This window comes from Dyadobacter fermentans DSM 18053, from assembly GCF_000023125.1.
In the GTDB taxonomy this organism is placed as follows: domain Bacteria; phylum Bacteroidota; class Bacteroidia; order Cytophagales; family Spirosomataceae; genus Dyadobacter; species Dyadobacter fermentans.
In genome coordinates this window covers 658,304-679,526 of the sequence record NC_013037.1, presented here as the reverse complement: position 1 = coordinate 679,526, position 21,223 = coordinate 658,304, and the positions used below count along the sequence as shown (strand labels likewise).

Annotated in this window: 16 protein-coding genes; 6 read left to right on the top strand and 10 right to left on the bottom strand. The window is 53.8% G+C overall.

Features of this window, described 5'->3' with window-relative positions; genetic code table 11:
• Positions 1-211: 211 nt before the first annotated feature.
• From DFER_RS02955 to DFER_RS02925, 7 genes are all read right to left on the bottom strand, one after another.
• Positions 212-1,333 (bottom strand): mannonate dehydratase, encoded by a 1,122-nt coding sequence (locus DFER_RS02955; RefSeq protein WP_015810116.1) that lies wholly within the window; start codon positions 1,331-1,333, stop codon positions 212-214.
• Positions 1,334-1,342: 9 nt separating this feature from the next.
• A complete protein-coding gene (locus DFER_RS02950; protein WP_015810115.1) occupies positions 1,343-2,875 on the bottom strand; it encodes a SusD/RagB family nutrient-binding outer membrane lipoprotein in 1,533 nt (510 codons plus the stop codon).
• Positions 2,876-2,894: 19 nt separating this feature from the next.
• Entirely contained in the window at positions 2,895-6,344 is a 3,450-nt protein-coding gene (locus tag DFER_RS02945) for a SusC/RagA family TonB-linked outer membrane protein (protein ID WP_229206160.1), read from the bottom strand.
• A gap of 33 nt (positions 6,345-6,377) precedes the next feature.
• Positions 6,378-7,412 carry a FecR family protein gene (locus DFER_RS02940; protein WP_015810113.1) on the bottom strand — a complete coding sequence of 345 codons (1,035 nt, stop codon included), beginning with the start codon at positions 7,410-7,412 and terminating at the stop codon, positions 6,378-6,380.
• 43 nt (positions 7,413-7,455) lie between these two features.
• A complete protein-coding gene (locus DFER_RS02935; RefSeq protein ID WP_041734684.1) occupies positions 7,456-8,208 on the bottom strand; it encodes an RNA polymerase sigma-70 factor in 753 nt (250 codons plus the stop codon).
• A gap of 290 nt (positions 8,209-8,498) precedes the next feature.
• The gene (locus DFER_RS02930) at positions 8,499-9,182 is read right to left on the bottom strand and encodes an outer membrane beta-barrel protein (RefSeq protein ID WP_041734682.1); all 684 of its coding nucleotides are present in this window, start codon (positions 9,180-9,182) and stop codon (positions 8,499-8,501) included.
• Between the two features lie 66 nt (positions 9,183-9,248).
• Positions 9,249-10,262, bottom strand: coding sequence for a TIM barrel protein (locus tag DFER_RS02925; RefSeq protein WP_015810110.1), 1,014 nt, complete (start codon positions 10,260-10,262; stop codon positions 9,249-9,251).
• A gap of 152 nt (positions 10,263-10,414) precedes the next feature.
• Between DFER_RS02925 and DFER_RS02920 the strand changes: the two genes are divergently transcribed.
• From DFER_RS02920 to dgoD, 3 genes are all read left to right on the top strand, one after another.
• Positions 10,415-11,179, top strand: a complete 765-nt coding sequence (locus DFER_RS02920; RefSeq protein ID WP_015810109.1) for an NUDIX hydrolase — start codon at positions 10,415-10,417, stop codon at positions 11,177-11,179.
• A gap of 190 nt (positions 11,180-11,369) precedes the next feature.
• The gene (locus tag DFER_RS02915) at positions 11,370-12,008 is read left to right on the top strand and encodes an START domain-containing protein (protein WP_015810108.1); all 639 of its coding nucleotides are present in this window, start codon (positions 11,370-11,372) and stop codon (positions 12,006-12,008) included.
• Between the two features lie 30 nt (positions 12,009-12,038).
• Positions 12,039-13,187 carry a galactonate dehydratase gene (dgoD, locus tag DFER_RS02910; RefSeq protein ID WP_015810107.1) on the top strand — a complete coding sequence of 383 codons (1,149 nt, stop codon included), beginning with the start codon at positions 12,039-12,041 and terminating at the stop codon, positions 13,185-13,187.
• Between the two features lie 421 nt (positions 13,188-13,608).
• On the opposite strand, the gene DFER_RS02905 is transcribed toward dgoD, so the two are convergent.
• Positions 13,609-14,376: a phytanoyl-CoA dioxygenase family protein gene (locus DFER_RS02905; RefSeq protein WP_015810106.1), complete on the bottom strand. Its 768-nt coding sequence runs from the start codon at positions 14,374-14,376 to the stop codon at positions 13,609-13,611.
• A 256-nt stretch (positions 14,377-14,632) separates the two neighbouring features.
• On the opposite strand from DFER_RS02905, the gene DFER_RS30420 reads away from it, so the two are divergent.
• Genes DFER_RS30420 through DFER_RS02885 form a run of 3 tightly spaced genes read left to right on the top strand, consistent with a single transcriptional unit; the run spans position 14,633 to position 17,125 of the window.
• Positions 14,633-15,934 (top strand): hypothetical protein, encoded by a 1,302-nt coding sequence (locus DFER_RS30420; RefSeq protein WP_015810105.1) that lies wholly within the window; start codon positions 14,633-14,635, stop codon positions 15,932-15,934.
• Positions 15,846-16,376, top strand: a complete 531-nt coding sequence (locus DFER_RS29020) for a sensor histidine kinase (RefSeq protein ID WP_229206159.1) — start codon at positions 15,846-15,848, stop codon at positions 16,374-16,376. The genes DFER_RS30420 and DFER_RS29020 overlap by 89 nt, the downstream gene beginning before the upstream one ends.
• Complete coding sequence (locus DFER_RS02885) at positions 16,364-17,125, top strand: LytR/AlgR family response regulator transcription factor (RefSeq protein WP_015810104.1); 762 nt, start codon at positions 16,364-16,366, stop codon at positions 17,123-17,125. The genes DFER_RS29020 and DFER_RS02885 overlap by 13 nt, the downstream gene beginning before the upstream one ends.
• A 56-nt stretch (positions 17,126-17,181) precedes the next feature.
• Here the strand turns inward: DFER_RS02885 and DFER_RS02880 are convergent, their stop codons facing one another.
• Together DFER_RS02880 and DFER_RS02875 are read right to left on the bottom strand one after the other, a co-directional pair.
• A complete protein-coding gene (locus DFER_RS02880) occupies positions 17,182-17,892 on the bottom strand; it encodes a hypothetical protein (RefSeq protein WP_015810103.1) in 711 nt (236 codons plus the stop codon).
• 161 nt (positions 17,893-18,053) lie between these two features.
• Entirely contained in the window at positions 18,054-21,170 is a 3,117-nt protein-coding gene (locus DFER_RS02875; protein WP_015810102.1) for an efflux RND transporter permease subunit, read from the bottom strand.
• Positions 21,171-21,223 lie beyond the last annotated feature (53 nt).

The following is a 21,223-nucleotide window of genomic DNA, read 5'->3' as shown; positions in this document are numbered from 1 at the left end:
CCAATATTACATGCCTAACGGCATTCCGCGCGCCACAAGGACGATCCAAAATCATCACTCCAGCGACCCGGTCAAAATTCAATCATCGCTCCGGCGACCCGGTCACTCATTCACTCATTCAAAATTCATTCCCCGTTCCACGGCGGCTCATTCAATCATTCAATCATTCAATCATTCAAAATTCACTCATTCACTCATTCAAAATTCCCCCTCACCCCCGCTTCGCCACCGCTTCCACCAGCCCGCGCATGTAGCCGATGGCGAACAGGGCGCCGTAGTTGCTGTAACCGGCGTTTTTGTTGCTGTCGCCGGCCATTGTGGGTACGTGGTCGGGGCGCATGGGGCCGCGGAAACCTACTTCGTAATAGGTCTTCATAGCTTCGTACATGTCGGTTTTGCCGTCGTCGTGGAAGGTTTCTTCGAAGTTGTTCCTGTCGCCGCGTACGTCGCGGAAATGCACGAAATGGATCTTTTTGCGGCTGCCGAAATACTTGATCACCGACGGGATGTCCTCGCCCATCGTGGCGAATGTGCCCTGGCATAATGTGATGCCGTTGCTTTCGCTTGGTACGATCTCGATCAGGCGTTTGAATGCATCGGCCGAGGTCATGATGCGCGGTATGCCCTGGATTTTGTCCACCGGAGGATCATCAGGATGTAATGCAAGCTTCACGCCTACTTTTTCGGCCTCCGGCACGACGGCTTTGAGGAAGTATTCGAGGTTTTTCCACATCGTTTCGTGCGTGAAGTCGCCGTATTTGGTGAGCGGCTTGTCCTTCACGTCCTCGTGGTCGAACGAGCTCACGAGCGCGCCCCCGCGGGAGGGCTTGTCGAGCTTCGTGCGCGCCCAGCTGATTACCGGCATCCAGTTGTAGCAAACCGTGTCAATACCGGCTTTCGAAAGATTTTGGATAAACTTGATAAAAGTCTCTATTTCCTCGTCTTTGCCATCGAGCCCCAGCTTGGTTTTTTCATAGAGCGACGGCGGCCCTTCGATCACGCGGTAGGTAATGCCATGCTGCTTCCAGAAATCGCGCACCGCCACCACGGCTTCGTACTCCCAGTTTTTGACATTGGAAAGCCCCACACTCTGCGGATTGATCCCTCCTACCGCACCGAGCACGTTCATCTGCTTGGAAAGCGCAATGCGTGTGGGATCGATGCCGAAGAAATGCGCGAGGCAAAACTGCATACCGCCGTCGCGTGCGTACCCGGCGGCTTGCTTGTGCGACCGGGCCAATGCGAGCGCGGGTGCTCCCAGCCCCGCAGAAGCGGCTGCCGCAGTAACCGCTGCGGCGCCGTTTTTGATAAATTTCCTGCGTGAATTTTCCATATTTCCTGATTACTTATCCCACCAGATGCGCGTCATGAACACATCGGGTCCCTGCCGCTCGATCGCCGTTTTGAAGTTGGGGTTAATGCCCTCCTCGCTGAGCGGGTAGCGCAGGCGGCGCGGGATTTGGCCGTTGGTGTCGTTGCCGAGGTAGTTCACGGGCGTGAGCACCGGGAAGCCCGTCCTGCGCCAGTTGGCATATCCCTCAATATGGTTAAAAGTACTGGCCGCGATCAGATATACCTCCGTGTGAATGGCATTCATCTTCGCGTCCAGCGTGCCGGATTCAGGATACGGGTTTTTAGTAGCGTAAGCAGTAATGTCGGCACCAGGGATCGTGGCATTGGCCCAGGACATTTGTTCCAATGCGGCCGATTGTCCTGCCTGGAATGCCGCTTTGGCACTGCCCATGGCCCAGCCGCGTTCGATGGCCTCGGCTTTGAGGAGCTGCGTTTCGGCGTAGGTCATGTAAATCCACGGCAACGCAATGCCGATCACGCCTGTTGCGGGACGCGAGTAGTTATCGAGGTTTTTCTCGTCGAGCTGGGCAAGGCCGGTCGCGTCGGTGGCGTTGGGCAGGCCGCGCTGCTTCGCTACGCTGTTATCCCCGCCTTTGATCATGGAAATAATGGGCAGCCGCGGGTCCTGACGGGTTTTCATCATGTCAATGAGCGTTTTGGCCCATTGTACACCCGCATTCGGAATGTTGGTCACATTCGAGCCGCTCGGTCCGAGAATCCAGGAGTTCGGGTTGGAGTTGATTTCCGCGCCGGTGTTGCTGAATTTCACCGCGATCGTCTCCGCATTGCTGGTAATCAGCCCGGCGTCGATGGCCTTTTTGGCCCAGAGCTGCGCATTGGCTGCGTCGGCCTTTTGCATGCGCATGGCGAGGCGTAGCATAAGTGAGTTGGCCGCGCGTTTCCACTTGTCGAGGTCGCCACCATAGATGTAATCGGCTGCTTTCGGGATGTACTGCGCTGGGTCGAATGCGTTGCGGGCTTCTTCCAGCTCTTTCAGCATATCCATATAAATGGTTTGCTGCGCGTCGTATTTCGGGGAAAAATTGGCGTCGATAAAGCCCTTTCCTGCTTCGAAATAAGGAATATCACCGTACAAATCGGTGGTACGCGAGAATTCCATCACTTTAATGATGCGCGCCATCGACAGTACGTTTACATTTTTCGGATCCTTCTGCGCCACGTCGATCAGGTTCACCATGCTTTTCACGGCGAAGGTGTACGAATTATCGAAGAAAGCGGAGTTGATTTCTCCCAGAAATGTATAAAAACTCCCTTTGTAAAACGTGGCGTCGATGGACGACATTTGCTGGATCAGGCAGGCGGCGTACCCGAAGTTCGCACGCCAGGCCTTCGAGGCCGGGCCGCTCGCCGAGCCGGTCAGCAGCAATTGCGACTGCCCGAGCAGGTAATCCACCGGCACCGTGTTCGGCGCATTCGGGTTTACATTTATTTCCTCGAAATCCTTGGTGCAAGCGCCCGCTCCGGCGAGCAATGCAAGGCATATGGTTAATTTTTTAAGCATGATTTCTCGTTTTGAAGGATCAGAATTTCAGGTTCAGGTTCACACCGTATGACCGCGTCGGCGGCGTTCCGGCAAACTCTACTCCCTGCGCGTTGCCGTTGTTGTAAGTCGCTTCGGGATCAATTACCGGCACTTTCTTCATGAGCACCGCCAGGTTACGTCCCACGATCGACACCGATGCACCTTTGAACGGCATCTTGCCCAGGAAGCGGCTCGGGATCGAGTATTGGAAAATGATCTGGCGCAGTTTGATAAAGTCTGATTTATGCACAAATGGCGTAGCAATGGCCGAGTACCAGTTGCTGTAATAAGCCTGCGCAGGCGCTTTCGCGGTATTAGGCTCGCCTGATTCGGTCACGCCCTCGCCCGTTACACCGCCTTCGCGGCCCACCAGCGTGGCTTCGTGCAAGCCGAAACGATAAGCCAGGGCATTGGTACCCGAATAAATGTACCCGCCGAATTTACCATCCACCAACACACTGAGGCTGATGCCCTTGTAGTTGAATGTATTGTTCAAACCCAATGTGTAAGGCGATACGCCCGAGCCAAAGGTCTTGATGTCGCCCGCCATGGCAAGGCCCTGCGAGTTGTACACGATGTTGCCGCTCGCGTCGCGTTTGAAATCATATCCTTTGATCTGGCTGTAAGGCTTGCCTACATCCTGGTGGATAAACGCCGAGCCCGGCCGCGACTGGTCCACGCGCAGCGTTTGCAGATCGCCGTAAAGGCTCAGCACCTCACTGTCGTTGTAACCCATGTTGAACGATGCGTCCCAGGTAAATTTCTTGCTATTCACGATGGTAGCGCCCAAAAGCAGCTCGATACCTCGGTTACGGATCGCTCCTACGTTGAACAATGCGCTCGTGTAGCCGGAAGTCTGTGAAATAGTGGCACTTACAATATCGTCGGTCGTTTTACGATCGTACACCGCGAAGTCGACATTCAGCAGGTTATTGAACAATTTAGCTTCCAAACCCAGCTCGGAAACCGTTGAAGTCAATGGCTGCAAACCGCTGTTCGGCACGCGCGTTCCATTGATCTGCGCCAATGCCGATCCCAAGTGCGCACCGCTCAGCGAGTAGTAAAGCGACAGGTTGTACGGGTCGGTATCGCCACCGGCCTGTGCCCACGATCCGCGGAATTTCAGGTAGTTGATCACCGCAGGCATTTTCAAGGCCTCCGAAGCCACAAAGCTCACGCCGAACGACGGGTAGAAAATGCTGTTCTTACCCTTGGCAAGCGTCGAAAACCAGTCGTTACGCGCCGTAGCGGTCACAAAAAGGTAATTGTTGTATGAAAATTCCGCCGAGCCGTACACCGAGTTGATGCGCTTTTCGATATAAGCCTCCGTAACCGTGCGGGCTGCGGGGTCGATATTGGAAATGTCATAAAAGAACGGAATGTTGAAGCTGTTGTTGGCCGAAACCTCGTTCAGGTTCGTTACCTGCTTCATCATGTTTCCGCCAAACAAGCCACTGAATGCAAACTTCTCGCCCATTTTTCGGTTGATACCTACCAAAAGCTCCTTGTTGGTTTCTGTGAACTCGCGCAGCGACGATGTATAGCTTCCCCGCAGCACATAGCCCGTCCCGTACGGCTCAATGCTTTTGTACCGGTAATTGAAATTATCGAAACCAATGCGGCCTTTCAGGTAAAGCCAGTCGGTAATGGTGTATTTTGGTTCAAATGAGGCGATTACGCGCTTCTTGTTATCATCCTGCTGGAACTGCTCGGTGGCGAAGTACGGGTTTTGGGTGTACTGGTTGTCCGACCACACCTTTTCGTTGCCGTTCGCATCGAACTGCGCGTTTTTGAGCACATCCACATCGAGCGACGTCGGGAGCACGTACATCGCGAAGTTCGCATTACCCGGCGAGTCGTTCACACGCGGGCGGTTGTGGTTTTTCTCGATGATATACTTCGCATTGGCCACGAACGAAATGCGTTTGCCGAGGTTACCATTGGTGTTCAATGCGAAGTTGTTGCGGCGGAGCGTGTTGTTGGGCAGCACGCCTTTGTTGTTCAGGTCGCTCATCGACAAGCGGTAGGTCACCTTTTCGGTAGCGCCCGTCAATGCGATGGAGTTCGTGAATGTGGTCCCGACATTATAAAACTTGCGCAGGTTGTCCTTCGCGGCCACGTACGGGCGCTCCACACCGTCGTAGTTGATAGAGTTGCTGCCATCCAGGCGGCCGCCCCAGGAGTTACGCGTGGCAGTTTCGGCCACGGTGGTCGGTTTCACGCCGTTGCTGCCGAGGCCGTATTCGTATTGATAGTCTTTGTAGGATTTAAACAAAAGATCCTCTGCAAGAAAGTTGCTGTTCACTTCCACGCCGATGCCCTTATCCGCCTTGCCGCCTTTTGTAGTTACCAAAATAGCGCCATTGGAGGCCCGCGAGCCATATAACGCCGCCGCGGTTGCACCTTTCAAAACGCTGATGCTCTCGATTTCGTCGGGGTTCAAGCTCGAAATACCGTCGCCGCGGTCGGAGCCGGTCCATGAGCCCTCGCGGTTGGCGCCGATGGCCACCGAGCCGAGGTTATCATTGTTAATAGGAATCCCGTCGACGATGATCAGCGGCTGGTTGTTGCCCGAAATGGAGCCATTACCGCGGATTACTATACGCGACGAACCGCTCGGTCCCGTCGCCGTGCTGGAAATGTTCAGACCCGCCACTTTGCCCACGAGGCTGTTGGCGATGTTGGTCGAGCGCGCCTGCGTGAGTTCTTCGCCTTTCACTTCCGAAATGGCATAACCCAGCGCCTTTTTCTCCTTTTTGATCCCCAATGCGGTTACCACCACCTCGTCGAGCGTTTGCGTTTCCACCGCCATTTTCACATCCACCACCGAGCGCTGTCCCACCGCCACTTCCTGCTTCTGGAAGCCGATTGAAGTAAACACGAGCACCGACTCGGACGAAGGCACATCGAGCTCATACTTGCCGTTCACATCCGTGTTGGTACCATTAATCGTGCCTTTTACGAGCACGTTCACGCCCGGGAGGCCCTCGCCGTTGTTGTCCGTTACCGTTCCGCTGACCTTTATCTCGGCCGCTACGGCCCTTGCACCTGCCACCACCTGCAAATCAGCCGACGGCCGGCTGCCAATAGCCGACGTCTCGATCCTTCTCGGCAAAATCATGTAAGCATTCTTACGTACCTTTTTGAGTACCAGCCCTGTGGATTTGAGCAATGCCTCCATGTTCTTTTCCGCGGAAAGGTTTTTGTCGAACACAAAATCCGGGACGGTAATGCCGCTCATCTGGCTCTCTTCGAACAGGATATCGGCGGAATAGAATTTTTTAAGTTGTAAAAGCACGTCGAGTAACTTCACCTGGTGGGTGGTTTGCTCCGGCGGGAGCATGCGGTTCTTATGCGCGTTCAGGGCCAGCACCTGGGCGTCCAAAGGCGGCGACGCGGTGAGCATCAGGCCACAGCAAACAAATGATAGTATTGATCTTTGTTTCATACGGGGATCTGGATAGGGATATTGAAAATGCTTTTACTTCTGTAAAATCAGGTATGCCTCGCCTTCGCGGGCCAATCGGAAATTGAATAGCTCGGAAAGCAATGTCAGCAGTTCCTCGCCGCTCTCGGGCTGGAATGTGCCGCTCACGGTGCGGTTGGCGAACCGGTTGTCCTTAATTTCCACCCGGATGCCGTAATGTTCCTGCAATTGGGTAGCTACTTCGGACAGCGGTGTTTTATCGAAAATGAAGCGGTTGCCCGTCCAGGCGGTTAGCTTCTGAGTGTCGGCGTTGGGCTTTACCACGGGTTTGGCGGCGGCTTTTTCCATCATCATCAGGTCACCCGGCTTCATGACCAGCTGCTTTTTCTCGCGGCCTTCGGAAAACAGCACGTGGACTTTCCCCTTTTTCAAAAGGACTTTCCCGCCTTTCTGCCTCGTATACACCGAAAATTCCGTCCCCAGCACCATTACCTCGAAGTTTTCCTCGGTTTTAACCATAAACCGCTTGTTGTCGATGGTGTGCGTGACATTGAAGAACGCCTCGCCGTTCAGTCGCACCTCGCGGGTGGCTTCGCCGAAACCGAACCGCGGTACACGCAGCGACGTGTTGGCATTCAGAATCACACCGGTGCCGTCGGAAAGCTGTACCGAGCGCGTTTCACCAAACCCGGTTGCATAGGTTTTGTACAAAATCCGCTCGCGGCCAAACCAGGCCGTCATACCCATCATGAGCACCGATGCGGCGGCCATCAGCCAGGGCCTGCGGCCGATGCGCGTGCTCTTCGCGGCGGTACCCGAATGCTGCCCGTCATTTTCGGAAGGCGATGCGGCGTTCGAAGGTCCGATGTGCCGGTTTTCACGCATGAAGCGCACGTAGGCCTCGTAACGCTCCTGGCCGTCGGGCAGGAACTGCGGCGACTGCGACTGCCATTCGGCGAGCCATTCGAAATACAACTCCTGGTTTTCGGCTTGGGCGAGCCACTCGGCAATCAGCCGCTTTTGTACGGGATTGGCATGGCCGGCAAAATACAGGAACAGGAGTGCTTTGTTTACTGACAATGTGTTCATGATCAGTGGATTTAATATCGAAATAGTGGTAAGGATGTTTCGGTTAATTCAAAATCGGTGCAAGCAGCAGCAGCCATGTCCAGTGGTCTTTCAGCCCCTGCCGGAGCATGCTCAGCGCCTTGCTGATATGCCCTTCGACGGTCCGGCTCGACAGGTTCATTTCAGCAGCGATCTCCTGGATCTTCTTGTTCTCGAAGCGGTTGAGCATGAACACTTTCTGGCATTGCGGCGGTAGCTGTTCCACAATGTGGTCGATGCGGCTGGCGAGTTCTTCGAAATACATCAGCGCCTCGGGCCGCTCAGTCGACGCTACGTCGTAGTGGGGCATTTGCTCGAACGAATCCGTGTTTTTGAGGTCGCTGGCCAGTAGGTTGTAAGCCCTGTTCTGAACGGACTTGAACAGGTAGGCCCGGTAGGAAGATTTCACGGACTCATAAGACCGGTTTTTCCAGAAAGCATAAAACAGCTCCGACACCAGGTCGGCGGCAGCTTCTTTGGAATACAAAAACCGCACGGCATAGGAACACAACGGACTGTAATACAGCCTGAACAGCAATGCACAACCCTCCTCAGGGTTCTCCTCGAACGTCTTGCGGATAAAAAGCTCTTTGTCTGGATGGACCCGGTCTGGATGGACCCGGTCTGGATGGACCCGGTCTGGATGGACCCGGTCCGGACGGACGCGGTCGCTCCTACCCTCCTCCGAACGCCCGAGCACGTTTTCATGCGGCTCCGTTCCACCCATCTCGCGGGAAGTCTCGTTCCCGCTATACTCCGAACCCGGCGATGAAAGCATTGGTATACTTTAAATATAAATTGATATTGTTCTAAAAGAGGCCTTTAATGATAAGACAGGAAAGAAGGGAAGGACACGCGGTCAATTGATCTATATTTTTAAAAAATTGCATTATTCGATATCGTTTGTGTCCGACAGACAACATTTGATCGGCATGATTACCAGTATTTTATAGTGTCCGTTTCTTACGCCGGGATAATCAAAAAAAGTGCAGATTTTTTTTGGGGGAATACAAAAAAGACCGCCGGGAAGACCGGCGGTCGGACATCAAAGAACAATGACAGGGTGGCTTAAAATGTGATACCAGCCGTAAGCTGGATGAGGCGGCCGCGCGGGTTCCGGTAAGTGCCGCCAATGGGTTCTAAATCTATCTCCCTTCTGATAACATCCTGGATCACGCGGAGGGTGATCGGGATAACCGCTTTGCCCGCGTCTATCTGCACGCCTGCGCTTATGAGCGCCCCGATCCGGTTTACCTCCGCATTCTTTATTTTGTCATCACTTTCGATCGGCGTGCATGCGGCGCCATCGGGACAGAAACGGCCTGTTGTCTGGTAGGAAACATTCGTCCGCATCGCCCAGTTGCCGCCCGCCTCCGCAAACGGCCGGATTTTACCGTCCATGAACGTGTAACGAACAAAAAATGGCAAATGCACGGAGCTGGCTTCCGATTCCAATGTGGTAAACTGCACGGTAGTCTCGTCGCCACTGGTAGTAGAATTCCGGAGCAGTGAAAAATTCGGTTGCACATGCGCCGACCAGCCCCGGGCCCCGTTTTGAAAGCGGTAACCCACATCCACCCCGGCTATCATGCCCCTGGAAGGCTTGCTGCCGGATTGTTTGGGCAGGGAAAAAGCTAATTGCGGCCCTGCAAAGGCACCGAAATGCCATCGCCTCGCTTCTGTTTCGGATTGTCCAAATACAAATGCCTGTGTAAGGGCCGTCAAAACGAGGATTGCACAACATCTTTTCATAGTTGACCTGTTTGCTTTGTAACCTTACGACACTTGAATGTACACAATTGTTGCATCAAAAGCACATTAACCTAACTCCTTTAACACCTTCTCCAACAGCGCTTTCGTCTTGCGGATACCCTCGTCGTTGGTAGGCTTGGAAGTATCGCCGCCCATTTCGCGCATCAGGCCGCCTTCATACTCGATTCCCACGATGCCGTTGTTCCAGCCGGAGTCCTTGATGATCTTGAAAATTTTGATAAAATCGGTCTCCGGGTCGTTGCCGTTCGCGTCGAACTGGTGCGTTTTTGCGCTGATCCCTTTCGCGTAGGGCATCATTTTCCGCACGCCTTCGTATTTATCGTGTTCCTTCACGCATTTGGTCGCCATAAACCCTTTGATATCCAGCGTTTCGGGCTTGCTTCTTTCGGCGCAAAAGTTGCCAAAATCGGGCAGCAGGCCTTTGTTCGGCGCTTTCAGTTGCTTCATCACCCCTACCAGCCAATCGGGATCGGTGGACACTCCGAAGTGGTTTTCCACGATCACATTGATGCCTGCCTTGCCTGCAAATTCGAGAAGCCTGCCGTAGCCGTCCACAGCGGCCGTGGCGAGTTGTGCGGGCGTGCCTTCCTCCTTTTTGCCCGAAAGCATCGCCATCGCGTCGCCGAGGTTCACGCGGATGGCCGAGCAGCCCAGGAATTTGGCGGCATCTACCCAGGGATAATGCGCTTCCACGGCCTTGGTCCGCGCCGCGTCATCCAACGCCGTGAGGTTTTCGCCGTCGACCATGATGAGGTGATTTTTCATACCCAGGTCGTCGCAGCGCTGTTTCAGCTCTTTGAGATAGACCTGATCCTTGTGTTTATTGTTAAAAAAGCCGGAAACGTATTCGAGAATGGTGATGTTATAGTCATTCTTCGCCCGCGCCGGAAAATCCATATTGGTCATTTTACCGCTGAAAAGCTCTGAGGCGAACGAAAACTCGGCGAGGGAAATGTCGAAACTGAATTTGGCGGCTGGCCGCGCGGCGAGCGGTGCGAAACCGAGCCCGGCAGTGGCCAGTCCGAGCTGGCCGAGGAATTGACGGCGTGTTGTGTTCATGAAACAATGAGTTAGGATTGCAGAAATGAAGGTGACTATCCCGATAAAAAATTGAATTTTACCATTCGAAAGGCAGACACAATGATAAAGAAATTTTTCTTTGTGTAAAATTTACGCATTGATTTTATTTCCTGTTGCCCTTCCTTTGTCCCATGGAGCATAAATTGAGAGAGTTTTTTGACAATGCGCTGAAAGAGGTGTCGCTCGACTGCACGGTGTTCGGCTTCCATGAAGGCGAACTGAAAGTGCTGCTGCTGCGCTGGAAAGGCACCGAAGAATGGAGCCTGCCCGGCGGGCATATCCTGCTCGACGAGTCGGCCGACGACGCTGCCGGGCGCATTCTCAGCCAGCGCACGGGGCTGAGCGATGTGTTTTTGCAACAGTTTTACACCTTCGGAAATGTGAACCGGTACGTATACCACCCGGAAAAGGAACTGCTTGAAAAGCTCGAAGCGACATTTGGAAAAGGCTTTTTCGATGGCATTATCTTCCGCCGCACGGTGTCGATCGGCTATTTCGCCCTCGTTGAATTTGCCCAGGTGCAGCCCACGCCCGATTGGTTTACCGACGAATGCCGCTGGTGGTCCCTCGCCGAGGTGCCCAGGCTGCTTTTCGACCACAACGAAATGATCGAACGTGCATTGAAGGCGCTACGCCAGCGCATCCGCAACCAGCCGGTGGGCTACAACCTCCTGCCCGAGAAGTTCACCATGCCGGAACTCCAGCGCCTGTACGAAACCATCCTCGACCGCCCGTTCGACCGCCGCAATTTCCAGAAACTGCTTATGAGCTACGACATCCTCGAAAGGCTCGAAGAAAAACGCGTCGGCGCCGCCAACAAATCGCCTTACCTGTATCGCTTCGTGAAGGAGAAGTATGACCGGGCCGGGTTAGAGGGAATTTCATTTTCGATGTGATGGTGAAAACGGATGATTGGTGAGTTACGTGCCTCCGGCACTTTCCGAATATCGTTATTCACTGCTTGCTACCAATATTACATCCCTGGCGGGATTTGATTTCGTAAGTCCCGTTAGGGACGTAGTATTGGTAGCATTCACATCACGACCTCAATACCAAATGCCGTAGGCATGTAACATTTTCCAACAAATGCCAAAATTCACTCTTCTATTCATCTTCGCATTGATTACGGCGCCGGTGATCGCGCAGCACAAATGGAAACTCATTGCAGACGAGGAGCAGATCCGCATTTACTCCTCCGCCGTGCCCGATTCGAAGATCAAGGCCATTAAGGTGGATTGCGTGGTGGACGCTTCGCTGGCGCAGATGGCGGCGCTGGTGATGGATGTGGAAGCCGGCACGCAGTGGGTCTATAAAACGAAGTCTTGCACGCTCGTCAAGAAGTTGTCCCCCAATGATTTGTACTACCATTCTGAAATAAGCCTGCCCTGGCCGCTCGATAACCGCGATTTTGTAGCGCACCTCGTGGCGAAACAAAACCCGCTGACCGGCGTGGTGACGATCGACGGTCCGGTGGTCGCGGGGATTGTTCCGGTCAAAAAGAATGTCGTGCGCGTAAAAGATTCCAAAGGCCGCTGGGTACTCACGCCCGTGCAAGGCAAAGTCCGCATCGAATACACGCTGCACACCGACCCCGGAGGCTACGTTCCGGCCTGGGCCGTGAATGCATTTGCGGCGGAAGGGCCCATGGAAACATTTAAAAGCATGAAACAACAGCTCAAATTGCCGAAATATACCAATGCCTCCCTTACATTTATAGCCAATTAGAAGGGTTATATAATGTAAAAGAAAAATAGAATGAAAATCAGAAGTTACGAGCTGTTCCAGGTGCCGCCCAGATGGTTGTTTTTGAAAATTGAAACGGACGAAGGCATTGTCGGCTGGGGCGAGCCGGTGATTGAGGGTAAGGCCGCCACCGTGGCCGCCGCCGTGCATGAGCTCATGGAAGCGCTGATCGGCAAAGACCCGCTGGACATTGAAGGACATTGGAACACCATGTACCGGGGCGGCTTCTACCGCGGCGGCCCGATCCTGATGAGCGCCATCGCGGGCATCGACCAGGCATTGTGGGATATTAAAGGCAAATTCTTCAATGCGCCTGTTTACCAGCTGCTTGGCGGCAAATGCCGGGATAAAATCAAGGTATACTCCTGGATCGGCGGCGACCGGCCCGACGAAGTTGCCGGTGCTGCGACCGAATGCTTCGACCGCGGTTTCAAGGCCATTAAAATGAATGCGACCAATGAAATGCAGTACATTGATTCTTTCGAAAAGATCGATCTGGCTATCAAACGGGTTGCGTCGATCCGCGAGGCATTAGGCTACAAAATCGAAATCGGCGTGGATTTCCACGGCAGGCTGCATAAGCCCATGGCCAAGGTGCTGGCGAAAGAGCTGGAACCGTTCCGCCCGATGTTTATCGAGGAGCCCGTGCTGGCTGAAAACAACGAGGCATTGCGTGAAATCGCCGCGCATACTTCCATCCCCATTGCCACAGGCGAGCGGATGTTCAGCCGCTGGGATTTCAAAAACCTGCTCATGGACGGCTACGTCGACATTATCCAGCCCGACCTCTCCCACGCCGGGGGCATTACCGAATGCAAAAAAATCCTGTCCATGGCCGAGGCATTCGACGTGGCCGCAGCACCGCATTGCCCGCTGGGCCCCATCGCATTGGCAGCATGCTTGCAGGTAGACGCCACCTCCCACAACGCATTTATCCAGGAACAAAGCCTGGGCATCCACTACAACCAGGGCAGCGACCTGATGGACTACCTCACTGACCGAACGGTATTCGACTACCACGACGGCTTCGTCAACATCCCATCCGGTCCCGGCCTGGGCATCGAGGTGGATGAAGAACAGGTACGAAAAATGGCAGCCATCGGCCATAACTGGAAAAACCCGCTATGGTCCCACGACGACGGCAGCGCAGCGGAATGGTAGGAGATTGAGGGAGGGAAAAAGGGAGGATTAAGGAAGGCAAAAAAGCGAGATGGAGGAATGGAGAAAAGGGAAGATGAAGGAATAGAGAAGGGAGAATGAAAGGAAGGTAAAAGGGAGAATGAAAGGAAGGGAAAAAGGGAGAATGAAAGAAATGGAGGATGGGAAGAAAGGATGACGAAAACCTCGCCCAGCGGGCCATCCTGTTTATAGCAACCAGTCACGACCCACGTTTTGGCTCCGTCGGAGCCGCCTGATTGCATCGAAGGAGGCCCCGACGGGGCCAGCGTTGAATCGGGCAACCGGTTGCGATAAACAGGTTCCCGCTCCGTGGCTTTTTAAATCTCCCATCGGGCCGTTATTCCCCTGGATCCGATGCTTCTTTTTTTCCCGTTTCCCCTTTCCTCTCATTCTCCCTTTCCCGCTACGCCAACGCTAGCCGGATAGCCCGTTCAACACACGAAGGGCCATTAACGGACAAGTCACCGCGTAGCAATAGCGGCGGCTGGGCCATGAATTTGGGCTCGGTGCCGTGATGGGGCTGGGCGGCGTGGGCAAGGAACGGGTGGCAGAGATATACCGTACCCGCTTTTCCCGTGGCCAGGGCGACTTCTCTTTCGGGCATGCCGGCCAGCTTTTCGGCCAGTTCCATGAATGCTAGTCCGCGGTCGCCTTCGGGCGCCAATACCCGCGCTACGTCCTTGTGCGAGCCGATGCGGATGCGTGTGGGGGCGTCGTGCTCGCCCACATCCGAGTACAGGAAGAGCATCAGCAGGCCGCGGCCCTTGGAATGGACATTAACCCGATATTCCCAGTAGTTGGATGGGTCGTCACCCGGGAAACTGGCGTCGACGTGCCAGCCGGTGTCGCCGGGATCTTCGTCCGACGGGAACCGGACGGGGAAAGTGCCCATGCTGCGGCAGGGAAGCCATTTGCCCGCTCCTACCAGCTGATCGAACGCGGCGTGTAAAATGGGCGTGTTTGCAGAAGCGACGAATGGCTCCTGCGCGTACATTCCCAGCCGGACGACCGGTTTCGTCCAGGTTGCCGGGTCGTTCGGGCTGAGGCCGAGGTCGTTCCATAATATATGACGTGCCTGTGCCGCTGTTTCGGCGGTAAAGGCCTGATCGATGCGCACAAAACCGTGCTCGATGAATTGATCTGTTTGCTGGGCATTCAGTATTCCTTCCATAGGATTTCAATGGTATTGGATTAAAAAAATTGGGAAATAAAATCCTGATCCCCGGAGCCGGGGATGATGTGCAAGGGCTGCACGGGAAGAAATATCAGAGTGTCGGTGCGAATCTCATGGTTACAAATTTAGACTTTACCGCCAGTTTTGCCTAACAATTTTCCAAATTCAAACTGAAAAGTGCCATATTCAGGTTTGGTCGGGCAGCTGTGGGGCGTGGTGGCGTATTTGCGGCTGAACCAGACCTGATTGAACCATGAAAAGATTTGCGCTTTTTGTTTTGCTGGCCATCCTCCCTGCCAATGCCAGCGGGCAGCACAGTGAAAACGACGTGCTCGTCGTCAAGGAGATCCGGGATGGCGTGGTGTGCGAGTCCTGTCTTGTAACCATGGCCGGCAGCATCGGCTCTCATACGGGACAAATCTCCTTCCTCACTCCCAACCACCACAACCAGTTCCTTTACAAGGATTCAACCCTGACCCAGAGCTTTACAACTGAAAAGCTTTCCCGTTTTTTTGTAGCGATGGGGCAGTTTTCGCTGGATTTCTATCCTTACACGTCGGTTTACAAACCCAGACAAGGCCGTTCGGAGATCTATTGGGATTTCAAAAAACTGGAATTCAGGACGGCTGTGAACGGGCAGGTGAAAAACGACTGGACGGACATGGGCACGCTCAAAGCCGATCCCGAGTTCTACATCGGTCACGCCACGCTGGAAGCTGTAAACGACCACTCGAAAGCCATCCAAACCACGCCAGCCGAAAATTACCACGCGGGAAAATTCGATTTGCGCCTCAACGATTCGCTGACCGTCGAAATCAGGGATAAAACGACGATGCAAGAGGTTTACCGCTTTTCGATCATCCGCGTGCGCAGCGTGCCCGATTATTTCAATTTCGTCGAGTTTCCGGCCGATCAGAGTTTTGAAGAGATCCTGAATACGCAAATCAATAAGGTGCGCACGGAGCAGGGCCCGCAGGCCAGTCATTTTGAGATCGAAGGAGGCCATTCCGCGTTTCTCAGGTTTGCGAATGATGACCAATACTACTTTTTCGGTCGCATCCCGCGCAACAGCGGCATTGAATATGCATTGGATAAGCCCGAAAACTGGAAACCGCTCGGTGGCCGGAAAGACCTGAAATTCACCAATGGCAATACTTACATTTACCTCGATAAGCCCGAGCCGGGCAGTAAGGTGAAGATTTTCCTGCGGTACAGGCACCAGCCGGAAAGCATTCACGAGGTGACGGTGGACGTAAAGCATCTGCCACGGCATCCCCGTCTGGGTGGACGCGGCGTTGATCATCCTTGGCGTGATAGGACTGGCGTTTCTGGCAATTTTCCTTCAAAAACAGCGCCACCAAATGCAGCTGGCGCGGCTCAATCGCAAAAAGAGCGAGGTCGAAAACCAATTGCAGCTGCTAAGCGGCCAGCTGAACCCGCATTTCCTGTTCAACTCGCTGAATGCCGTGCAATCGCTGATCCGGCAAAACGACCCGGAGGCGGCCAATCAGTACATTACCGAAGTGGCCACTTTTATGCGGACGATCATGGATAGCGGCCGGAAAGAGCTGGTGTCGCTGGCCGAGGAAATCGCGATCGAGGAGAAATACATTGCGCTGGAACAGAAACGGAAGGCTTTTTCCTACACATTACGCAAAGAATGCAACCACGATCTCGCTTCCATCGACTTTCCGCCTTTGCTTTTACAGCCGATTATTGAAAACAGCATCCGGCACGGCCTGGCCGACGCGGTCCGGAACCCGAGCCTTACGATTACCATTCGCTGCGAGGCTGCCGACCTCATTCTGACCGTCGCCGACAATGGGATCGGCTTTGATGCGTCGGTAAAAACGCCCGGGCACGGACTTTCCCTGACAAGCAAAAGGATCGCGCTGCTCAACGAAAAGCTGCCTTCCATGCAAATCACCCTGCAAACCCGAACCGCCTACGGAACGGGCACCGTAACTGAAATCAGACTATCAAAATGGCTGTCCTGAACCCGATCCGCTGCTTCATCGTCGATGACGAGATCCAGGCCGTGCATAATCTCCGGCTCGCATTGGAGGCGCATTGCCCGCAGGTAGAGGTAGCCGGGTACGCGCATAATGTGCACGAGGCGCACGAATTTCTGGCACGCCGGCAAACCGATATTCTGTTCCTGGACATCCGTTTGCAGAACGAAACGGGTTTCGATTTGCTGAAACGGCTCAATGGCTACCAGGGCAGCATTATTTTCACGACCGCCTATGATCTGTATGGCATTCAGGCGATCAAGTTTTCGGCTACCGATTACCTGCTCAAACCGCTCGATCACCGGGAACTGGCCGAGGCTGTGGGAAAAGCCACCGATCGGAAAAAGGAGCGCGACCAGAGTGCGCAGATTGCCATGCTGGTGCAGTCGTTTGAAAGCCTTCCCATGCAGAAACAGAAGAAGATTGCACTCGCCGAAGCCAGCGAAATCCATTACGTGCTGATCGACGACATCATTTTTTGCAAATCCGACAACAGTTATACCACCTTCCATTTAACCGGAAGCAGGAAAATAACCGTCAGCAAGCCCATTTCCGAATATGAAGTCATTCTCGAACCCTACGGCTTTCTGCGGACGCATCAATCGTACCTGATCAATAAAAACAGGATTGTTTCATTTAAAAAGGAAGACGGCGGTTATTTGATGATGGAGGGGAATTTCCAGGCAGTGGTAAGCAAGCAACGACGCCATCTTTTGAAAGAGTTGTTTTTATAACCAAACAGGAGGCGATACCGGGTACCGCCTCCTGTTTGGTTTAGCTTAAAAGTGCTTTATTTCGCTGCTGCTTCGGTAAGTTTCACTTTTACGGACGTGTAATACAATGTCGTGGTTGCCTCAAAGCCGGAGTCGGTTCCGAAAATCAGCCACAGGTTGCCGCTAGCGTCGGTTTTGCCTTTGAATTCGCCTGTTTTGGTGAGCAGTTTGTAGCCGAATTTGTCGGTTCCGTTGCCAATGTCGCCAATCACCTTCATGTCCTTGCCATCACTTTTCTGCTGGATTTTGTCGATGTTCATGCGGTAATGTTCCTGGCTATCGACGGTCGTTTTGGGCTCTACACCTACTGCACCAATGCCCACGCTAACCGCATTCGGCGCGCCGCCAGCGCCCGCCCAGCCTTCCGAAGGCGCGTCGGACGCAAATTCCAGCGTGAATGCAGCCGTATATTCCTGGTTCGGTTTCAGCCCTGTCATTTTCTTTTTGAAATACATAAACAGGTCGTCGCTGTGGTTGTTACCCGAAATGCGGAAACCCTTTTTCTTCGTGTCGAGCGGAGCCGGCAAACTTGCGATTCCTTCTTCGAGCTTCCAGTCCGATTCCATTTTCACGGGATAGTCGGCAAAACCGGCTGTCCATCCTTTCTTGTCGCTGTCGAACTGGTCGTTCAATTCCAACTTGGGCGGCATCACCACTCCGGGATTATCGTCGTCGGTGCACGAAAGAAACAGGAACGGGAGTCCGAGCATTAACACTAACTTTTTCATGAGCTGTTTATTTGGTTTTAAATCAGCTTAGTGATGCAAAACCGCATGGGTTTGGTTGGAAAAGCGCTGCAAAAGTTGTGCTATTATCCGCATGCACCCCTGAAAATGAGCACGATAACCTGTGCTATTTTTGGTAATGCCAAATTATGCATTACCAGTTCTCAACCGGCAATGCGTTGTTTTCCCAACTGCTTTTTCCGGTTAAAGAATGTGTAAATAATCGGGAACACGAGCAGCGTCAGCACGGTGGCCGTGATCAGCCCGCCGATCACCACGATGGCGAGCGGTTTTTGCGTTTCGGACCCGATGCCCGTCGACATTGCCGCCGGCAGCAACCCGATCGCCGCCATCAGGGCAGTCATGACCACCGGCCTGATCCGCGATTTCACACCTTGCCGCACCGCCTCTTCCAGCGGCATCCGCGCCGCCAGGTTTTTGTTGAATACCGACACCAATATCACCCCATTCTGCACACATAACCCAAACAGCGCGATGAAACCCACACCCGCCGAAATCCCGAAGTTCATATGCGTAACGTGCAGCGCGAGAATGCCCCCCACCAGCGCGAAAGGCACATTGGCAAGCACCAGGCCGGCATCTTTGGCATTGCTGAACATGATAAACAGCAGGATAAAAATCCCGATCAGGCTCACGGGCACCACTTGCGCGAGCCGGTCGGTAGCGCGGACCTGGTTTTCGAATTCCCCTACCCATTCCACGGAGTAACCTTTGGGCAGGTCGTTCATCTTTTCTTTCACGCGCTGCTGCGCTTCGGCGATCGTTCCGCCGAGATCTCTTCCGCGGACAGAAAATTTAACACCGATAAATCGCTTGTTATTATCCCTGTAAACGAAGGCGGGACCGGTGATTTTGCGGATCGTCGCGATTTCCTTCAAAGGAATTTTGGCGCCCGTGAGCGTCGGCACCATCAGTTGCTGGATGCTCTGCTCGTCACGGCGCGATTCCTGCCTGTAGCGCAGCCGGATATCGAACTTCCGCTCGCCTTCGTACAGAATGGAGGCCGTTTTCCCTCCTATCGCCATTTCGATCACCGCCTGCGCATCTGCCGTGCTCACGCCGTATTGCGCCATTTTGTGGTCGTGGAGGATGACGCTGATTTCCGGCTGGCCGATGTTGCGGATCAGGCCGAGGTCTTTGATACCGTCCACATTCCGCACGGCGTCCATGGCCACATTGGCGTATTTTTCCAGCTCCTCCAAATCGCTACCGAATATTTTGATACCATTGCTCGCCTTGTAACCCGCCACGGCCTCGGCCACATTATCGACGATCGGCTGCGAATAGTTGTACAAAACGCCCGGGTACTGGCTGAGCAGCGCGTTCATCTCGTCGGTAAGTTGCTCCTGGTTGATCTCCCGCTTCCATTCCTTCTGCGGCACCAGATCAACCTGGAACTGACAGAAATAGAAGCCGTTAGGGTCGGTGCCGTCATTGGAGCGGCCTACCTGGGAAAGCACTTGCTTCACTTCGGGAAATGTTTTCAGGTCGTGGCGGATCTTTTGCGACATTTTCACGCTCTCGGGCAGCGACATGCTCATCGGCAGCTCGGCCGTCACCCATAACGCCCCTTCGTTCAGCTGCGGCAAAAACTCGGTGCCAAGCAGCGTCGCCGAAAACAGCGACACGCCCAAAAAAGCCGTGGCGGCGATCATGCTTAGCTTTTTATGCGCATAACACCATTCAAAGCCCCGCGAAACGGTTTTATCGAAGAAATTGACGACCGGATTGTTCTTTTCGCGCACGTTCTTGTTCAGCAAAAACGAACACAGCACCGGCACGAGCGTAAGCGTGTAAAACAATGCCCCCAGCAGCGCAAAACCCAGCGTGTAAGCCAGCGGACTGAACATTTTACCCTCCACTTTCTGGAAACTGAAAATGGGGATCAATGCCGTGATAATGATGAGTTTTGAAAAGAAAATGGCTTTCCCAAGCTCTCCGCCCGTCTTTTTGATCAATCCCAGCTTCGATAAGCGGTTGAAACGCTCCATTCCCCGCTTGTGCGCGAGGTGGTCCAGCGCCACGAACACACCTTCCACCATCACCACGGCTCCATCAATGATGATCCCGAAGTCTATCGCCCCCATCGATAGCAGGTTGGCCGACATCCCTTTGAGATACAAACACATGAATGCAAACAGCAACGCGAGCGGAATGATGATCGACACGATCACCGTCGTCCGCCAATCGGCCATGAACAGGAACACGATAACCGTCACAAACACAATACCTTCCAACAAGTTATGCTTCACCGTTTCGGCACAGAATTCGATGAGATTGTCGCGATCGTAGAACGTCACCATTTTCACATCCGGCGGCAGTATTTTTGTATTCAGCTCGCTGATTTTCTCCTTGATAGCGGCCAGCACTTCGCTCGGGTTTTCGCCTTTCCGCTGCACAACAATGCCCTCGACCACGTCGTCGCGGCCATCCAGCCCCACTTGCCCCACCCTCGGCAAATCCGACTCGCGCACATCCGCCACGTGCTTCACCAGCACGGGATAGTCCTTCACGTATTCAACGATAATGTTCTCGATGTCCTGCGCCGATTCGAGGAGCCCGATGCCCCGCACCACGTACGCCTGGCCGTTTTTCTCGATCACATCACCGCCGACGTTGATATTGCTCTTGGTAACCGCCTCGTACACGTCCAGCGGCGTAATATTGTATTTGGCCAGTGCGGTAGGGTCAACCTGCACCTCGTAAATCTTCTCGCGGCCGCCGAATGCCACCACATCCGCCACACCCGGCACGCTCCGTAATTGCCTGTCGATTACCCAATTTTGCAGTGTCAGCAGCTCGCGGCTGTCGCGGTCCTTGCTTTCGAGGGTATACCTGAAAATTTCCCCGGTAGGTCCGTAAGGCGGCTGCACTTCCGGGTCTACGCCTTCGGGAAGGGAAACCGTACGCAGCTGGTTATTAACCTGTTGCCGTGCAAAAAAGTCCTCCACCCCGTCGTCGAAAATAATCTTAATCACCGACAACCCGAACATCGTCACGCTCCGCACATTGGCTTTCTTCTGCACGGAATTCATGGCAATCTCGACAGGCTGCGTCACAAACCGCTCGATTTCCTCGGCACTGCGCCCATTCCATTGCGAAACGATGATGATCTGCGTGTTGGTAATGTCCGGAAATGCTTCCAGCGGCGTAGCCCGGTAGCTCGCAACCCCCGCGACCACCAGCAACCCCGTCAGAAAAAATATGAAGAACCGGTTCCGAAGCGAAAACCCAACGATTCCCCGAATGAATTTGTTCATGAGACGATTTTTGAATGAGTGAATGTGTGAATGAGTGAATGTGTGAATGTGTG

Excerpts from the sequence above, each read along its gene's own strand:
- DFER_RS02930 (WP_041734682.1), bottom strand. The coding sequence starts at position 9,182 with ATGAAAAGATGTTGTGCAATCCTCGTTTTGACGGCCCTTACACAGGCA.
- DFER_RS02955 (WP_015810116.1), bottom strand. The coding sequence starts at position 1,333 with ATGGAAAATTCACGCAGGAAATTTATCAAAAACGGCGCCGCAGCGGTT.
- DFER_RS02875 (WP_015810102.1), bottom strand. The coding sequence starts at position 21,170 with ATGAACAAATTCATTCGGGGAATCGTTGGGTTTTCGCTTCGGAACCGG.
- DFER_RS02925 (WP_015810110.1), bottom strand. The coding sequence starts at position 10,262 with ATGAACACAACACGCCGTCAATTCCTCGGCCAGCTCGGACTGGCCACT.
- DFER_RS02920 (WP_015810109.1), top strand. The coding sequence starts at position 10,415 with ATGGAGCATAAATTGAGAGAGTTTTTTGACAATGCGCTGAAAGAGGTG.
- DFER_RS02945 (WP_229206160.1), bottom strand. The coding sequence starts at position 6,344 with ATGAAACAAAGATCAATACTATCATTTGTTTGCTGTGGCCTGATGCTC.
- DFER_RS30420 (WP_015810105.1), top strand. The coding sequence starts at position 14,633 with ATGAAAAGATTTGCGCTTTTTGTTTTGCTGGCCATCCTCCCTGCCAAT.
- DFER_RS02915 (WP_015810108.1), top strand. The coding sequence starts at position 11,370 with ATGCCAAAATTCACTCTTCTATTCATCTTCGCATTGATTACGGCGCCG.
- dgoD (WP_015810107.1), top strand. The coding sequence starts at position 12,039 with ATGAAAATCAGAAGTTACGAGCTGTTCCAGGTGCCGCCCAGATGGTTG.
- DFER_RS02935 (WP_041734684.1), bottom strand. The coding sequence starts at position 8,208 with ATGCTTTCATCGCCGGGTTCGGAGTATAGCGGGAACGAGACTTCCCGC.
- DFER_RS02950 (WP_015810115.1), bottom strand. The coding sequence starts at position 2,875 with ATGCTTAAAAAATTAACCATATGCCTTGCATTGCTCGCCGGAGCGGGC.
- DFER_RS02940 (WP_015810113.1), bottom strand. The coding sequence starts at position 7,412 with ATGAACACATTGTCAGTAAACAAAGCACTCCTGTTCCTGTATTTTGCC.
- DFER_RS02905 (WP_015810106.1), bottom strand. The coding sequence starts at position 14,376 with ATGGAAGGAATACTGAATGCCCAGCAAACAGATCAATTCATCGAGCAC.
- DFER_RS02880 (WP_015810103.1), bottom strand. The coding sequence starts at position 17,892 with ATGAAAAAGTTAGTGTTAATGCTCGGACTCCCGTTCCTGTTTCTTTCG.
- DFER_RS02885 (WP_015810104.1), top strand. The coding sequence starts at position 16,364 with ATGGCTGTCCTGAACCCGATCCGCTGCTTCATCGTCGATGACGAGATC.